The following is a 15161-nucleotide window of genomic DNA, read 5'->3' on the forward strand; positions in this document are numbered from 1 at the left end:
TGGGGTACTTGGGGAGGGGACACATAGTGCGTTACCGGGTTCAAGCGGCGGAGCGGCCGGATGGCCTGTACGCCGTCTGGGGGGACACCGTCTTCGCGGCCCAGCGGTCGACCGAAGACGGCACACTGCTGCTCATCGCGCCGCCGGGGGAAGCGGCGCCCGAGGGCTTCGACCGCGACTGGAACGGCCGTCCGGCCAGGGTCGTGCTCAACGGCGAGGCGGGCGCGACGTTCAGCCTGCAGTCGTACGGCCGGTTCGACGACGAGCACTTCCAGATCGCGCCGAGCACCGGCGGCGGCGATCTGACGTTGCGCTGGGCGGGCGAAGACGCGGCCCGCGCGGCCGAACTGGGCCTGACGGACTTCTCGACCACGGCCGCGCCGACGCGGCTGACGGCCCTGTGGCAGACCAGGCACGACTTCGTCGAGACGCCGGAGGCCCGGCTTCAGCCGGGTACGGGCGATCAGGGCGCGCTGCTGCGTGCCATCGGCCGGACGCTGCTGCGGGTGCTACCGCCGGGCTGGCAGCGGGTCGGCGCCCAGTTCCGGCAGGTCGGCGACTACTCCGAACTCGAGGTCCGCTCGGTCGGCGACGAGGGCAACGGCCCGGTGTCGGTGTCGATCGCGGCCCCGCCGGAGCTCGGCTCGCTGTTCGCGCGGCTGCGCGCGGCGATGCACCAGCCCGAGACCGGCACCTGGTTCCAGGGCACGTTCACGCTCGACTCGGAGTCGCACTTCGACTTCGATTTCGACGCCGACCAGGAGCCGACGTGGCGGCTCGCGCCGAACGAAGGCGGGAAGCCGTCTCCGCGCGCGTACGCGACCGAGCTCGCGATCTTCCCGCGCGACCAGAAGCACGTCCCGGCCTGGCTGTCGGCCAAGGCCGGTCTGCCGCTCGACGTCGTGTTCCGGCACGCGCAGGTCGTCGACGCGCACAACGAGGGCGAACGACCGGTCGTCAACCGGCCGCCGGTGCCGCCGGACATGATGCGTGGCGTCCTGGACTACCTCTTCCGCTCGCCGGTGGCGCTGACCCGGCCGGGCCCGCAGCCCGACATCTTCACCCCGAACGGCCCGCCGGACGTGCCGAACGCCTTCCACACCGACGGCGTCTGGATCTGGCCCGCGGCCGTCCCGCACTACCTGCGCAAGTACGGGGTGCCGCCGGAGCCCGAGCTGGTCGAGCACATCCGGGCCGCCGGTTTCCGGCCGCCGCTGATCGGCGAGCTGGTGCGGGCGACCGCCGAAGCGGAGATCGTCGGCAAACCGCGGCCACCGCAGACCGCCGCGGACCTGCCGGACGAAAGTGCCCGCACCCGCGTCGAACGCGACGGCGAACCGGCCCGCGACATCCGGGCCGTCGAGGTGCTGGACGTCCTCTACCAGCGGCTGGCCGAGCACGGCGTGGCGCCGACGGCCTACCGGATCGGCGCGAACGCGGTACCCGAACCGGGGCTGTGGACCTTGCGCCGCACCGAAAGCGGCTGGGAGGTGTCCCGTCCGCCGACCGACGAGCCGGTGGCGTTCGCCAAACTCGAAGAAGCGGCGCGGTTCTTCCTCGGCACCCTGCTGCTGTATCCGGCACGGGCCGCGGTGGGCGCGAGCGAGGAGGCCGACAACCCGGCCGACTGGCCGATCCTGCCGCTGCGGGGCGAGCCGCCGCTGAACTTCTTCCGGCGCAAGCGGATCGTCGTCCTCCCGGCGGGCACCACGGTGCAGCGGTTCGGGAACGAGACCGGGAACCTCGTGCACGCCGAATCGGCGCGGTTCATCGAGACGTCGCTGGCCGCGGACCGCGAACGGGAGCGCCGTCTCTACCGCGTCCTGCGGCCGCTGCGCGTGGTCACCGGCATCACTGCGCCGTGGAACGGGACGCCGGGCGGGGCCGTGGCCTACGTGCTGCCGCGGCCGATCGCCCAGCATCTCGAAACCGGCGCGCTTTCCCGCGTCTGACCACCCGCATTTCGTCCTCTGAATGCGATTGATCGCATTCAGAGGACGAAATGCGGGGCGCTAGAAGGCCTTCGCGACCAGCTCGTAGGAGCGGGCCCGCGCGGCCGCGTCGTACACCGGTGCCGTCAGCATCAGCTCGTCGGCACCGGTGGCCGCGGCGAGATCCTTCAGCGACCGCACCACCTTCTCCGGTCCGCCGTGCGCCTGCGCGGCGGTGAACTGCGCGATCAGCTCCTTCGACTCCGGCGTGAACTCGTGCGCGGCGGCCTGCTCCCTGGTCGGGAAGGCGAGGTCCTCGCCTTCGCCGTTGAGCAGGTACGACTTGATCACCGCGCACGGTCCGGCGACGTAGGCCGCTTCGGCGTCCGTGTCCGCGCAGATGGTCTCGACGCAGAGGATCACGTACGGCTCTTCACGCCACTGGGACGGCTTGAAGTTCTCCCGATACGCCTGCAGGACTTCGGCCGTGTTCTGCGGCCGGATGTGGTGTGCGACCGCGATCGGCAGGCCGAGCTCGGCGGCGAGAAGGGCGCCGGCCGCACTCGAGCACAACAGCCACGGCTCCGGCGTCGGCACCTCGCCGGGCAGCACCCGGATCCCGCTCTCCCCGGCGAGATGACGCAGCAGCTCGGCGACGTCGGCGCGGTAGTCGTCGTCCGTCGCCGGATCCGCGCCCCGCCGCAACGCGCGGACGATCTTCTCGTCGAACGTGCCGGGACCGCGCCCGACGCCGAGGTCGATCCGGCCGGGATGCAGTGCCGAAAGCGTCGCGAACTGCTCGGCGACCGCCAGCGGGGCGTGGTTCGGCGCCATCACCCCGCCGGAGCCGACCCGGATCGACGACGTCACCGCCGCCAGATGCGCGGCCAGCACCGGCGGCGAAGCCGTGGCGATGGCGGGCGAGCCGTGGTGCTCCGCGATCCAGACGCGGTGGTACCCCAGTTCCTCCAGTTTCGTGGTGACGGTGGCTGTCGAAGCGAGTACTTCGGTGGCCGCGCGGCCGTCCTCGACGATGGCGAGTTCGAGCGCGGAAAGCAGGATCCCCATGCCCCCAACGTAGCCAAACTCAGGACGCGGTGATCAGCACCGCGGGCGACCACCAGTAGTCCGCGAGCGGTTCGATCCGGATGCCGGTGAAGCCCGCTTCCTTCAGCTGCGAAGCCCAATCGGTGGCGGGCTGCTCCCAGTTCGTCCGGCCCGTCCCAGGTTCGACGAGGCCGAGCAGGACCGGCAGCAGGAACCCCTGCGCCACCAGCGACGCCTCCTTGCCGTACTCCGCGATCCCGCGTTCGTAGCGCGTGACCAGGGAAAGCAGGTACTCGGCGGAGTCTTCGTCGTACTCGGGCACGTCGAATTCGGCCAGCACCAGACAGGAGGTGCGGGGCCGGAGCGCCCGCAGGACCTCGGTGCGTTCCTCGGTCGGGATCGACTGAAGCGCGAAGGTCGACTGCGTCAGCTGCCACTGCTGGTCGTCGTCGCGGCCGAGGAATTCCTGCGCGGTGGCCTCCCAGGTGCGCAGGCCGCGGGTGCCGTCGAGATGCTTGCGCGTTTCCGCCAGCAGCGCGCTCGACGGCTCGACGAGATCGATCCGGCCGGGCTGCCGGTCCGCCTGTTCCAGGGCCGGGACGACGGCGAGCCCGTCTCCGCAACCGAGGTCGAGCAGGGAACCGACGGTGCCGTAGCGCCGGGCGAGCATCGCGCTGAGCTGCCGGTAGAGCTTGACGTTCCCGCCGCCGCGGATGAACGCGGTGAACGCGGCGGGCCGGTCGTAGACGGCACCACCGCCGCCCTCGGTCAGATATCGGTGCAGTTCGATGCCGAGCGTGGACCCGGCCCGCTCGGCGAGGTCCGCGGCCTTGGCCCGGTCACCGTCGCGGTACGCGGTGAGCGCTTCGGCCAGGACGTCCGTTTTCTTCATGTTCCCCTGTTTACCGTCAGAAAGGCACCCAAAGGGTGACTCTGGTGCCATTGCCCGGAGCCGACTCCACCCGCGCGGTCCCGCCGACCTCGTTCAGGCGGGCGGTGATGGACTCGCTGATGCCGAAACCGGCGGGCCGGGTGTCGAGGCTGAACCCGGCGCCGTGATCGCGCGTGATCACCGCGACGCCGCCTTCCTGCTCCTCGACCCGGACCACGACCTTGTCCGTCCCGGCGTGTTTGAGGGTGTTGCGCAGCGACTCGCGGACGGCGTCACGGATGGCGATCTGCCGCACCTCGGAAAGCGTGTCGTCGTCGAGTTCGGCGATCACGAGCTGGGCGCGCAGCCCGTCCCGCGCCATCTCCGCCGCCAGCGACGCGAGCTTCTCGCCCAGCGGCCGCGAACCGGCCTCCGACCGGTCCGAAGCCTCGTTCTCGATCGTCCGCCGCAGCTCCATCGACTGCGCCCGCGCCAGCCGCTGCACCTCGGCGAGCCGCGTGGCCGGGTCGCCCTTGTTGGCCAGCGCGATCGCTTCGAGGGTCTGCAGCACGGAGTCGTGCAGCATCCGGTGCTGGCGGGCGCGTTCGGCGATCCGGCCGTTGCGGATGCCGTACGCGAGGGCGAGCCGGGTGCCGAGGCCGATCAGGACGAGGGCGCCGCTCGCGGTGAAGAGGACACCGAGGATCGCCGGGAAAGTCGCCATGGCGTCGCCGGGCGCGGCGTGACCGGTGCCGAACACCGACGCCAGCATCCGCACCGGGAAACTCACGACGGCGAGCGCCGCCGCGGCGGGCATGCCCAGTGCCAGCGCCAGCAGCGCGACCTCGCCGAGCAGGTGTTTGCCGGGCACCGCCATCGCCTCGGTGAAGACCGAAGCCGGCACCAGCGCACCGACGGCCAGCGGCGCGAGCAGGGTGAACACGAGGTCGATCGCCAGCAGCCGGGCGGCGTGCTGCGGGCGAAACGGCGCCGAGCGCAGCATCCACCGGATCCCGTACAGCGAAAGCCCGACCGAACCGAGCGACACCAGCCCGACCGGGCCGATCCCGATCATGCCGTGGGTGGAGACGTAAACGCCGAACGCGCCGGGCACCGCGAAGAGCCGGTAGACCAGCGGGACGAGGGCGACGTAGCGGGCGGCTCTGAGCAGCAGGTTGTCGCGATGAGCCGTATCGATGGGACCGGACATCTGCTGGATCCGCCGCAGCGCGCGCATCGGTGTCGGGTCGCCGACCTCGTCCGACAGCTCGCTCGTCGCCGTCGCCAGCGCGGGCGCGCCACGGCGCAGCAAAGTCACCAGAAAACTGGGCGGCCGCTTCGCCATGGATTTTCCCCCTGCCCGGAGCACCGGCAGGAGTATCTCCGGTTACGCCGTGTGGATCCAGAGACCAACGGGGTTTATCTCAGCCTATGCCGTTCTCGGCGGCCCACTTCTTCAGTTCGGCCACCGCCTCGTCGTGCTCCAGCGGACCGCGGTCGAGCCGCAGTTCCTTCAGGTGCTTCCACGCCTTGCCGACGTCCGGCCCCGGCTTGAGGCCGAGGATCCGCATGATCTCCTCGCCGTTGAGGTCCGGCCGGACCCGGTCGAGGTCCTCCTGCGCCTGGATCGCTTCGATCCGCCGCTCGAGGTCGTCGTAGGTCGCCTGCAGCGCGGCCGCCTTCTTGCGGTTGCGCGTGGTGCAGTCGGCGCGCACGAGTTTGTGCAGCCGGGGCAGCAGATCGCCGGCGTCGGTGACGTAGCGCCGCACCGCCGAATCCGTCCATTCGCCCTTGCCGTAGCCGTGGAACCGCAGGTGCAGGAACACGAGCTGGCTGACGTCCTGGACGATCTCCTTCGAGAACTTCAGCGCCCGCAAACGTTTGCGCGCCATCTTCGCGCCGACGACCTCGTGGTGGTGGAAGCTCACGCCGCCGCCGGGCTGGAACTCGCGCGTCGCGGGCTTGCCGACGTCGTGCAGGAGCGCCGCGAGCCGCAGGATCAGATCCGGCTCGGAGGTCGGTTCGTGCGATTTCTCCAGGTCGATCGCCTGGGCCAGCACGGTCAGCGAGTGCTGGTAGACGTCCTTGTGCTGGTGGTGCTCGTCGATCGCCAGCCGCATCCCCGGCACCTCGGGGAGCACGCGATCGGCGAGGCGGGTGTCCACCAGCAGCTCGATACCGGGCCGGGGGTCGTCCGCGAGCAGCAGTTTCGACAGCTCGGTCTGGACGCGCTCGGCGGTGATCCGGTCGATCTCCTCGGCCATCGACGCCATCGCGTCGACCACGCGCGGCGCCGCGGTGAACCCGAGCTGCGCGGAGAACCGCGCGGCCCGCAGCATGCGCAGCGGGTCGTCGGCGAAGGACTCCTGCGGCGTCGCGGGCGTGTCGAGCACCTTGTCCTGCAGCGCCTGGAGACCGCCGTGCGGATCGACGAAGGTCTTGTTCGCCAGGTCGATCGCCATCGCGTTGACCGTGAAGTCGCGACGGAGCAGGTCGCCCTCGATGCTGTCGCCGAAGGTGACCTCGGGATTGCGGCCGACGCGGTCGTAGCTGTCGGCGCGGAAAGTGGTGATCTCCAGGGTCATGCCCTGTTTCGTCACGCCGACCGTGCCGAACGCGATGCCGACGTCCCACACCGCGTCGCCCCAGGCGCTGACGATCTTGAGCACCTGGTCCGGCCGGGCGTCGGTGGTGAAGTCGAGGTCGCTCGACAGCCTGCGGAGCATCATGTCGCGGACGCTGCCGCCGACCAGATACAGGCTGTGCCCCGCCTTCGCGAAGAGCTTCGCGAGCTCGTCCGCCAGCGGGGAGATGCGCATCAGCTCCGTCACAGCGTTCTGCATCGCAGTGCTCTTCCCCGCAATCGCCTGCCCGGCGACCACCTTGTTCACGACAATCCCACCACGATTTGGATGTACTACTACGGCCCGGCCCAACACGGGCACGGTGAGCCAGCGTACCCGTACCGCCGTTTGCTCTAGCATCGCAGCATGTCTGGATCAGCCGGCCGCTCCGGCGCTTCGAAGCCGGGCCGCCGGCGGAGGCGCAGGCGGGGGCGGCGGCTGACCACGGTCGACGAAACCTCGGCCGGCGGACTCGTCGTCGACGCCGAACGGGCGAACGCCGCGCTGATCGGGCGGCTCGACCGGCACGGCAGACTGCTGTGGTCGCTGCCGAAGGGCCACATCGAGGACGGTGAGACGGTGGAGCAGACGGCTGTGCGCGAGGTGAAGGAGGAGACCGGCATCTCCGCGCGCGTCCTGCAGCCCCTCGGCACCATCGACTACTGGTTCGTGGCCGAGCGACGGCGCGTGCACAAGACGGTGCACCATTTCATCCTGGAATCCACCGGCGGCGAACTTTCGGACGAGGATGTCGAGGTGACCGAGGTCGCCTGGGTACCGCTCGCCGACCTGGAGACCAAACTCGCCTACTCCGACGAGCGCAAGCTGGTCCGGAAGGCCAAAGAACTCTTCGCGCAGCAACAGCACACCGCCGAGGGAGCACCTGAGTGAAGCGGCTTGCCGCCACTGTCCTGTCGATCCTGTTCCTGGCCATGGCCGCCTCGCCCCTCGCGGTCGCGCAGGCACAGGAACAGCCCCGGCTGCGCGTGGACCTCGACCAGCTGAACCCCCGCGTGATCAGCACGACCTCCGCTTCGCTCACGGTCACCGGCCGCGTCACCAACATCGGCGACCGGCGGATCAGCAAACTGGGCGTCCGGCTGCAGCTGGGCACCAGGCTGCAGAGCGAGCAGCAGATCGGCGACGTCCTCGCCGGTGACAAGTTCAAGGACCTCGGGGCGACCGAGTTCGTCGACCTCGAACCGGACGAACTGGAGCCGGGGCAGAGCGCCGCGCTCAACCTGTCCGTCCCGCTCGGCCAGTCGTCGAAACTGCAGTTCCCGCGGCCCGGCGTGTATCCGCTGCTGGTCAACGTCAACGGCACCCCGGATTTCGGCGGCCCCGAACGGCTGGCGGCGGTCACCCTGCTGATGCCGGTGCTCGGCGTCCCCGGCAAGGCCCCCGCGTCGCGTCCCACGTCGGCGCCGTCGACGAGCCTGCTGTGGCCCATCGCGAACAGCACCGTGCACGTCGTCTCGTCCCCGCTCGGCGGCCCGCTGACCCTGGCGGACGAACGGCTCGCCGGTGAACTGGCCGCCGGTGGACGGCTCGACTCGCTGGTCGAAGCGGCGCGGGCGGCCGAGGCGGACACGAAGGTCTCGTCGTCGTTGTGCCTGGCCATCGACCCCGACCTGGTCGCGACCGTCGACGGGATGACCCGCGGCTACCAGGTCGCGGGCGGCGCTCCAGGCAAGGGCGTCGAGACCGCGAAGAACTGGCTCGGCAGGCTGAAGGCGCTGGTCGCGGGCCGGTGCGTGGTCACCCTCCCGTTCGCCGACGCCGACCTCACCGCGCTGACGAAGGTCCGCGCGGGCGACGCCACCGACACCGCGCTCATGGCGAGCGCGCTGGGCGGTGCCGGGACGATCAAGAACCTGCTCGGCATCCAGCCGCAGGACGGCGTGCTCTGGCCGGGCGGCTCCCTCGATTCGCAGACCGTCGAAGCGATCGGCAAAGCCGGCGTCAAGACCGTGCTGACCGATTCGGGCAGGCTCCAGTCCGGCTCGCCGCTTTCGGGCGGGGTGTCGATCGAGGGAACGGACCTGCGCGCGCAGCCGATCGACGCGCTGATCTCGTCGGCGCTGAACGGCTCGGGCTCCACGCAGAACGGGCTCGGCGCCATCGCCTTCCGGGCGGGGCTCGGCGGGCAGGCCGAGGGGCCGGCGCGCTCGCGGCTGCTGATCGCGCCGCCGCGGCACTGGGCCGCGAGCGGCACGGAACTCACCACGTTCCTGGAGCGGATGGGCGACTTCTACACCGCCGGCCTGATCAAGCCGGCGCCGTTGCCCGAACTGCTCGGCGACAGCCCGTCCGGGACGGCGTCGATCAACTACGACCCGCAGGATCTGACGGCCGCGACCAGCGGTGACGTCACCGCGAAGATGTCCCAGATCGACAACGAGACGCTGGGCCTGTCGTCGGCGATGACGATGGATGCCACCAAACGAGTGAATCCGGCCGACGTGATCGCCCCGGTCCGGTTCGCCCTCATCCGGGCCGCGTCGACCTCGTGGCGCGGCGCGGACGCCGCGATCGTCACCGCCAACGCCCGCGGCGACCTCGAAGCGATCCGCGGCCAGGTCACCGTCGAGCGGCCGAAGCAGACGATCGCGCTGGCCTCCGGCGCGTCGCCCCTGCCCGCGTACATCACCAACGGCCTTCCGGTCGGCATCAACGTCCGCACGGTGCTCAAGAACAACGTGGGCCTGCGTCCCACCGAAGCCGTCCCGGAGCGGACCGTCCCGGCGAACGGCGCCATCAACCAGCTGCTGCCGGTCGAGGCGCTGCGAGCCGGCCGGTTCAGCGTCGACGTGGCGCTGACCACGCCCGACGGGACCCCGCTCGGTTCCGACGCGCGGTTCGAGCTGACCTCCACGGAGTACGGCGCGATCACCATCATCATCACCATCACCGCGGCGGGTGCGCTGCTGCTCCTGTCGTCCCGGCGGATCTACCGGAGGATCAAGGACTCGCGGGCCGATCGGACGAACGAAACCGCCCAACGTGTGACCGAGGACGCACAGGTTTAAGTGTTTCCGGCCGTTCCCGATTACCCTGGGTCGAACGATGCCGCCGGGCATCACGTAGTCGAGCACCGAGGATTGGGCGCACGTTGGAAAGAGAGCCGGGTGTACCGCCCGAGCGTGCAGGCCGTCCCCGGCGCGAAGGTACTCCGCCACCGCCCCGCCGCACCGACGGACCGGCACGTCGTCCGGAGCGTCGCCAGCCGCCCCCGCAGCAGCCCCCGCCCGAACGCGGTGAGCGACCGCGGCGGGCCGTGCCGCCACCTCCCCAGCAGCCGCCGCCGGACGGCCGCCGTCAGCGGGTGGCGGGCCGTCCCGACGACGAGACGCGACGGCTGAGGCCGCCACCCCAGGGCGCGCCGCCGCGGAAAACGCCCCCCGGACAGGGGACGCCGCCTCCGCCGACCCGTCGGCAGCCGGTGCCGCCTCCGCAGGGGCCGCCGCTTCCGCAGCCGTCGCAGAACCAGGCGGCGCGCCGCCCGGCACCTCCCCAAGCACAGCAGGCCCTCCAGCAGACACCGCCCCCGCCGCATCGCGGGCGCCGCCAGCCGCCACCGGTCCGCCCGTGGCAGGTCGACCGGCGCGACGAAGCCGACGCGACGCGGTTCATCCCGCGCACCCCCGGTGTCCCCATGGGTTCGCGCTGGCCGGTCGCCGACCCCGACGTCCTCCGCCCGTACGACCAGCTCGCCACGCAGGTCATGCCGGCGATCAAGGACGCGCCGCTGGTCAAACCGCGGCCGGGGGACACCGGCGAACAGGATGTCGCCGCCCCGGCGAAGGCGCCGTCGCTCGCGAAGTCCAGCGGCCGGATGGCGATCGCGTCGCTCATCAGCCGCATCACCGGCTTCGCGTGGAAGCTGCTGCTGGTCGCGGCCATCGGCGCCCAGGTGGAGAACGACTCGTTCAACGTCGCCAACACGATGCCGAACATCATCTTCGAACTGCTGATGGGCGGCGTGCTGTCGAGTCTCGTGGTCCCGCTGCTCGTGCGGTCCCAGGACGACAAGGACGGCGGCGAGGCCTATACCCAGCGGCTGGTCACGGTGGCGGGCACGCTGCTCGTCGTCGGGACGACGATCGCCGTGATCGCGGCGCCGCTGATCACCAAGCTCTACGTCGACGACAAGGGCCAGGCGAATCCCGAGCTGGTCACCGCGTTCGCGTATCTGCTGCTGCCGCAGATCTTCTTCTACGGCGTGTTCGCGCTGCTCTCGGCGGTGCTGAACGCGAAGAACATCTTCGGCCCGACGGCGTGGGCGCCGGTGATCAACAACCTCGTCGTCATCTTCACGATCCTCGTCGTGTGGATCATGCCGGGGAACATCTCCACCGATCCGGTGTCGATCACCGACCCGAAGCTCCTGACCCTGGGCATCGGCGTGACCTCGGGCATCGTGGCGCAGTCGGTGCTGCTGATCCCGCCGCTGCTGCGGTCCGGGTTCAAGTTCAAATGGCGCTGGGGCATCGACAAGCGCATGAAGGAGTTCGGCGGGCTCGCGCTGTGGACCGTCGGCTACGTCGCGGTCAGCCAGGTCGGCTACACGATCACCACCCGCGTGCTGACCAGCGGTTCGCAGGGCGGTGTGACCGCGTACAGCAACGCGTGGCTGCTCTTCCAGCTGCCGTACGGCGTCATCGGTGTCTCGCTGCTGACCGCGATCATGCCGCGGATGAGCCGCGCGGCCGCCGACGGCGACCACAAGAAGCTGATCGGCGACCTCTCCTACGCGTCGCGGATCTCGACGGTGATGCTCGTGCCGATCTCCGCGGTGATGACCGTGGTGGGTGGTTCGGTCGGTATCGCCCTGTTCACCCTGGGCAAGGGCACCGTCGAGGACGCGTCGAGGATGGGCGAGGCGCTGGCCATCTCGGCGTTCGCGCTGCTGCCGTACGCGCTGGTCATGCTGCAGATGCGGGTGTTCTACGCGATGAAGGACGCGCGGACGCCGGTGCTGATCATGATCGTGATGACCGTGGTCAAGGTGCCGCTGCTGTACCTGTGCCCGGCGCTGCTGTCGCCCGACAACATCGTGCTCGGCGTGATGATGGTCAACGGCCTCACGTTCGTCGTCGGCGCGATCCTCGGTCAGGTCTGGCTGTGGGTGACCCTCGGAAACCTCCGGAGCAAGCGAGTGCTCGGGGTGATCCTCTTCACGGTCGTCGCGAGTGTGCTCGGGGTCGGCGCGGCCTGGCTCGCCGGGCAGATCGTGCCTGACTCGTTCGGGCCTACTTTCCATGCCTGGGTGAAACTTCTCCTGCAGACGGTGGTCGGCATCGCGGTGTCGTTCGGCGTGCTCATCGCCTTGAAGGTCGAGGAATTGAAGCCCGCCACGGCGAGGATCACCCGGTTGATCAAGCGCGGATAACGATTCACGTACGGATGGCGCGCGTTCACGGGTCGTATTCTGGGTACCCTCGGGGCGGGAGCTACGCGGGAGAGTGCGGTGGATACGAGACGGAGCGAACAGGCAGGGGAGGCGAGCCAGGTGGGCATCCGGGCCCAAGGCGGGTCGCTGGCCCCTGGCCGGGTCGTCGGTGACGGCCGGTATCGCCTGCTCGCACAGTTCGGGGTGGACGAACGGGCGGCAGCGCATCTTTGGCGTGCCCGCGACGGGCAGCTGAAGCGGGATGTCGCGCTGACGCTGCTGGTCGGCGACCCCGCGGACGCGGAAGCCGCCCGGCTCGCGCGCCGGACGCTGGAGCGTGCCGCGCACGCCTCGAAGTTCGGCCACGGCGGGGTCGCGCGTGTCCTCGACGTGCTCAGCCTCGGCAGCGGCGTCACCTCGAGCGAAGGTCTGCTCGGTGTCGTCGTGGCGGAATGGACCAAGGGCAGCGACCTGGTCGACCTCGTGGCGCAGCGTCCGGTGGCGCCCGCCGCGGCGGCCCGGATGGTGCAGGCGCTGGCGGAAGCCGTCGACCACGCCCATCAGAACGGTCTCGTCCTCGGCCTCGACCACCCGCAGCGTCTGCGGCTCACCCCGGACGGCGCGCTGAAGCTCGCCTTCCCTGGTCCGTTGCCTGAAGCGACCCTCCGTGACGACGTCAAGGCGCTCGGCGCCGTGCTGTACCTGCTGCTGACCGGCCGTTGGGCCCTTCCCGGCGGTCCGGCCGCGATCCCGGCGGCGCCGCACGCGCCGACCGGCAGGATCATCCCGCCACGTTCGCTGGTCGGAGGCGTCCCGGTCGAGCTGTCCTCGCTCGCCGTCCGCACCATCGAGGACGGCGGCCATGGCGGCATCCGCACCAGCGCGGCCATCCTGCGCGTGCTGGACCAGGTCGCCGAAGCCGAAGAACGCACCCAGCTGATCAAGGCCGTCGGCGAGGAAGAGGCCGTCGCCGAATCGGACGGCACGGTCTGGACGACGAAGAAGCCGGTCAAGGACGTCGCGCGGCGCAAGAAGCTGGCGTTCGGCGTGACCGTGCTGGTCGTCGCGACCGTGGTCATCCTCGCCTGGGGCGGGATGATGCTGATCAACCTGTTCCAGGGCGAGTCGAAGTCCAGCGGCCCGAAGATCAACGTCGCCGCGTCGTCCTCCCAGGTCGTGCCGCCTTCGGGCGAGCAACAGCCGCCGCCCGAGCAGAAGCCGCCGGCCCCCGCGGTGGGTGCGGCGGTGAAGCCGTCGGCCGTGGCCGTCTACAACCCGGGCAGCAAGGGCGACAGCCCCGGCAAGGCCAGGAACGCCACCGACGGCGACGCGGTCACCTCGTGGAAGACCGACCAGTACGACGAGCAGTTCCCGGTGCTCAAGGACGGCGTCGGGCTGGTCGTGACCTTCAAGGACCCGATCAACCTCAGCCAAATCAAGATCGACGCGGCGAGTGCCGGTTCGAAGGTCGAGATCCGCTCCGCCGACAAGAAGAACCCGAAGCTCGACGAGACGAAGGTCGTCGGGAGCGGGGACCTCGCGGCCGGTGAATCGACCATCGCGTTGCAGCAGCCTCAGCAGGGTCAGTACTTCATCATCTGGATCACTCAGCTGGGTGAAGATGACAAGGGAAAGTTCATCACCGAACTCAAAGAGCTGACGTTCCTGCCTGCGGGGTGACGTCAGACACCGGGTCAGTAGGCTCTCCCGGGTGACAGCTGCAGCTCCCACGGACGCGGATCTCATAGCGGCGCATGCCGCTGGGGACCCGCACGCGTTCAGTGAACTGGTCCAGCGACATCGAGACCGCATGTGGGCGGTGGCCCTGCGCACCTTGCGGGATCCCGAAGAAGCCGCGGACGCCCTGCAGGACGCCTTTATCTCCGCGTTCCGAGCAGCGGGCAACTTCAGAGCGGAATCGCAGGTCACGACGTGGTTGCACCGCATCGTCGTGAACGCGTGCCTCGACCGCATCCGGCGGGGCAAGGCCAGACCGACCGTCCCGCTGCCCGAGACCGGGCAGTTCAACGAGCCCGCCTCGCCGCGCGACTCGATGTCCGAGCGCGAGACGAGCCTGGTCGTCAAGGAAGCCCTCGACCAGCTCCCCGAAGAGCAACGTGCCCCGATCGTGTTGGTCGACGTCGAGGGATACTCCGTCGCCGAGACGGCGAAGATGCTCGGCATCGCCGAAGGCACGGTCAAGAGCCGGTGTGCCCGAGGTCGCGGAAAGCTCGCGAAGGTTCTCGGACATCTACGGAACCCCGATGCTATTGCGAACGTCCCAACTCACGAAAGCAAACGAGAGCGCGCTACCCCGCAACGGGGTGCCAGGCGTCCTCAGGGCACGCCGGGTGACGGGGAGGGACGATGACAGACGAGAGCAGGGGGATCGGTGGGACCGTCGGTCCACCGTGGTCTGTCGATGTGCTCGCCGACCTGCACGCAGGTGTGCTGGACGAGCGTGAGGCGGCCGAACTGTGGCCGTTGGTGAACGCCGACCCCGAAGCACTGGCGATCATCGAAGCACTGGAAGCGACCACGGCCGACCTCGCGGAACTCGCGAACGAGCCGGTCGCGCCGATGCCGGCGGAGTACGCAGCACGGATCGACGCCGCGCTGGCCGCCGAAATGCGGGCGACGCCTGCGTTTCAAGGCGCATCTGAAGGGCGGCAGGAACAGGTCGCCCCGGTGGTGGACCTCGCGGCCGCACGGCGGCGGCGGAACAAGCGGATCGGCTGGGGCGCCGGGATAGCGACCGTGGCCGCGGCGGCCATCGCGGCCGTGGCGATCGTCGTCCCGACCACCCGGGAGCCGGATTCGGGCGGTATCGCCCAGCCCGCGCCTTCGGCTCCTTCCGGACCTTCGCTCGGCGGAGACGGCGGCGGGGCCGAAGCCCTCGTCGGCAGGGCGATCGGCGTCCGCGACTTCGGCTCGCTGAAGACCGAAGAGCGCCTCGACGCCTGTGTCGCCGCGGCCGGAATGGACGCCGACGTGCGCCCTGAAGGCATCCGGCCGGTGAACGTCGCGGGCAAGGACGGCGTGATGGTGATCTACACCACAGGAAAGCTCGCCCAGTTCCGCATCGTCGCCTTCGGTGCCGACTGCGGTCCGGGCAACCCTTCGGTCCTCTTCGACAAAATCATCGGACCGAAGTAACCGGCCGAAACCTCACTGGTCCCTCGCTCCCCACCAGCCCCATTTCGGGGGGAGCGAGGGACCTTTGCTACCACGCTAGGTTTTCTAGCGGCGCTAGAGGTCGGATCTCCGCCATGGCGCAAGGCGGGAGAAAGTAGCGC

Annotated in this window: 11 protein-coding genes; 7 read left to right on the plus strand and 4 right to left on the minus strand. The window is 70.2% G+C overall.

What is annotated here, in order from left to right; all coding sequences use genetic code 11:
• Positions 1–26 precede the first annotated feature (26 nt).
• Positions 27–1952 carry a TNT domain-containing protein gene (locus DMC64_RS00555; protein WP_125731346.1) on the plus strand — a complete coding sequence of 642 codons (1926 nt, stop codon included), beginning with the start codon at positions 27–29 and terminating at the stop codon, positions 1950–1952.
• 60 nt (positions 1953–2012) lie between these two features.
• Here the strand turns inward: DMC64_RS00555 and DMC64_RS00560 are convergent, their stop codons facing one another.
• From DMC64_RS00560 to DMC64_RS00575, 4 genes are all read right to left on the minus strand, one after another.
• Positions 2013–2999, minus strand: a complete 987-nt coding sequence (locus DMC64_RS00560) for an LLM class flavin-dependent oxidoreductase (protein WP_125731348.1) — start codon at positions 2997–2999, stop codon at positions 2013–2015.
• 19 nt (positions 3000–3018) lie between these two features.
• Positions 3019–3870 (minus strand): class I SAM-dependent methyltransferase, encoded by an 852-nt coding sequence (locus tag DMC64_RS00565; protein ID WP_125731350.1) that lies wholly within the window; start codon positions 3868–3870, stop codon positions 3019–3021.
• A gap of 16 nt (positions 3871–3886) precedes the next feature.
• Positions 3887–5194 carry a sensor histidine kinase gene (locus DMC64_RS00570; RefSeq protein WP_125731352.1) on the minus strand — a complete coding sequence of 436 codons (1308 nt, stop codon included), beginning with the start codon at positions 5192–5194 and terminating at the stop codon, positions 3887–3889.
• A 79-nt stretch (positions 5195–5273) separates the two neighbouring features.
• Complete coding sequence (locus tag DMC64_RS00575; RefSeq protein WP_038522033.1) at positions 5274–6692, minus strand: CCA tRNA nucleotidyltransferase; 1419 nt, start codon at positions 6690–6692, stop codon at positions 5274–5276.
• A gap of 147 nt (positions 6693–6839) precedes the next feature.
• Between DMC64_RS00575 and DMC64_RS00580 the strand changes: the two genes are divergently transcribed.
• The 6 genes from DMC64_RS00580 to DMC64_RS00610 all read left to right on the plus strand — a co-directional run bounded on the left by DMC64_RS00580 (position 6840) and on the right by DMC64_RS00610 (position 15021).
• Entirely contained in the window at positions 6840–7364 is a 525-nt protein-coding gene (locus tag DMC64_RS00580) for an NUDIX hydrolase (RefSeq protein ID WP_037334014.1), read from the plus strand.
• On the plus strand, positions 7361–9502 hold the full coding sequence (locus tag DMC64_RS00585; RefSeq protein ID WP_125731353.1) for a DUF6049 family protein: 2142 nt from the start codon (positions 7361–7363) through the stop codon (positions 9500–9502). Before DMC64_RS00580 ends, DMC64_RS00585 begins: the two co-directional genes overlap by 4 nt.
• A gap of 413 nt (positions 9503–9915) precedes the next feature.
• Positions 9916–11865: a murein biosynthesis integral membrane protein MurJ gene (gene murJ / locus DMC64_RS00595; RefSeq protein ID WP_125731357.1), complete on the plus strand. Its 1950-nt coding sequence runs from the start codon at positions 9916–9918 to the stop codon at positions 11863–11865.
• Positions 11866–11985: 120 nt separating this feature from the next.
• Positions 11986–13545, plus strand: a complete 1560-nt coding sequence (locus DMC64_RS00600) for a protein kinase family protein (protein ID WP_199754909.1) — start codon at positions 11986–11988, stop codon at positions 13543–13545.
• A gap of 31 nt (positions 13546–13576) precedes the next feature.
• Positions 13577–14236, plus strand: coding sequence for an RNA polymerase sigma factor SigM (sigM, locus tag DMC64_RS00605; protein WP_037333997.1), 660 nt, complete (start codon positions 13577–13579; stop codon positions 14234–14236).
• On the plus strand, positions 14233–15021 hold the full coding sequence (locus tag DMC64_RS00610; RefSeq protein WP_125731361.1) for a hypothetical protein: 789 nt from the start codon (positions 14233–14235) through the stop codon (positions 15019–15021). Before sigM ends, DMC64_RS00610 begins: the two co-directional genes overlap by 4 nt.
• Positions 15022–15161: the final 140 nt, after the last annotated feature.

It is taken from the genome of Amycolatopsis sp. WAC 04197, assembly GCF_003947475.1.
Lineage (GTDB): Bacteria > Actinomycetota > Actinomycetes > Mycobacteriales > Pseudonocardiaceae > Amycolatopsis > Amycolatopsis japonica.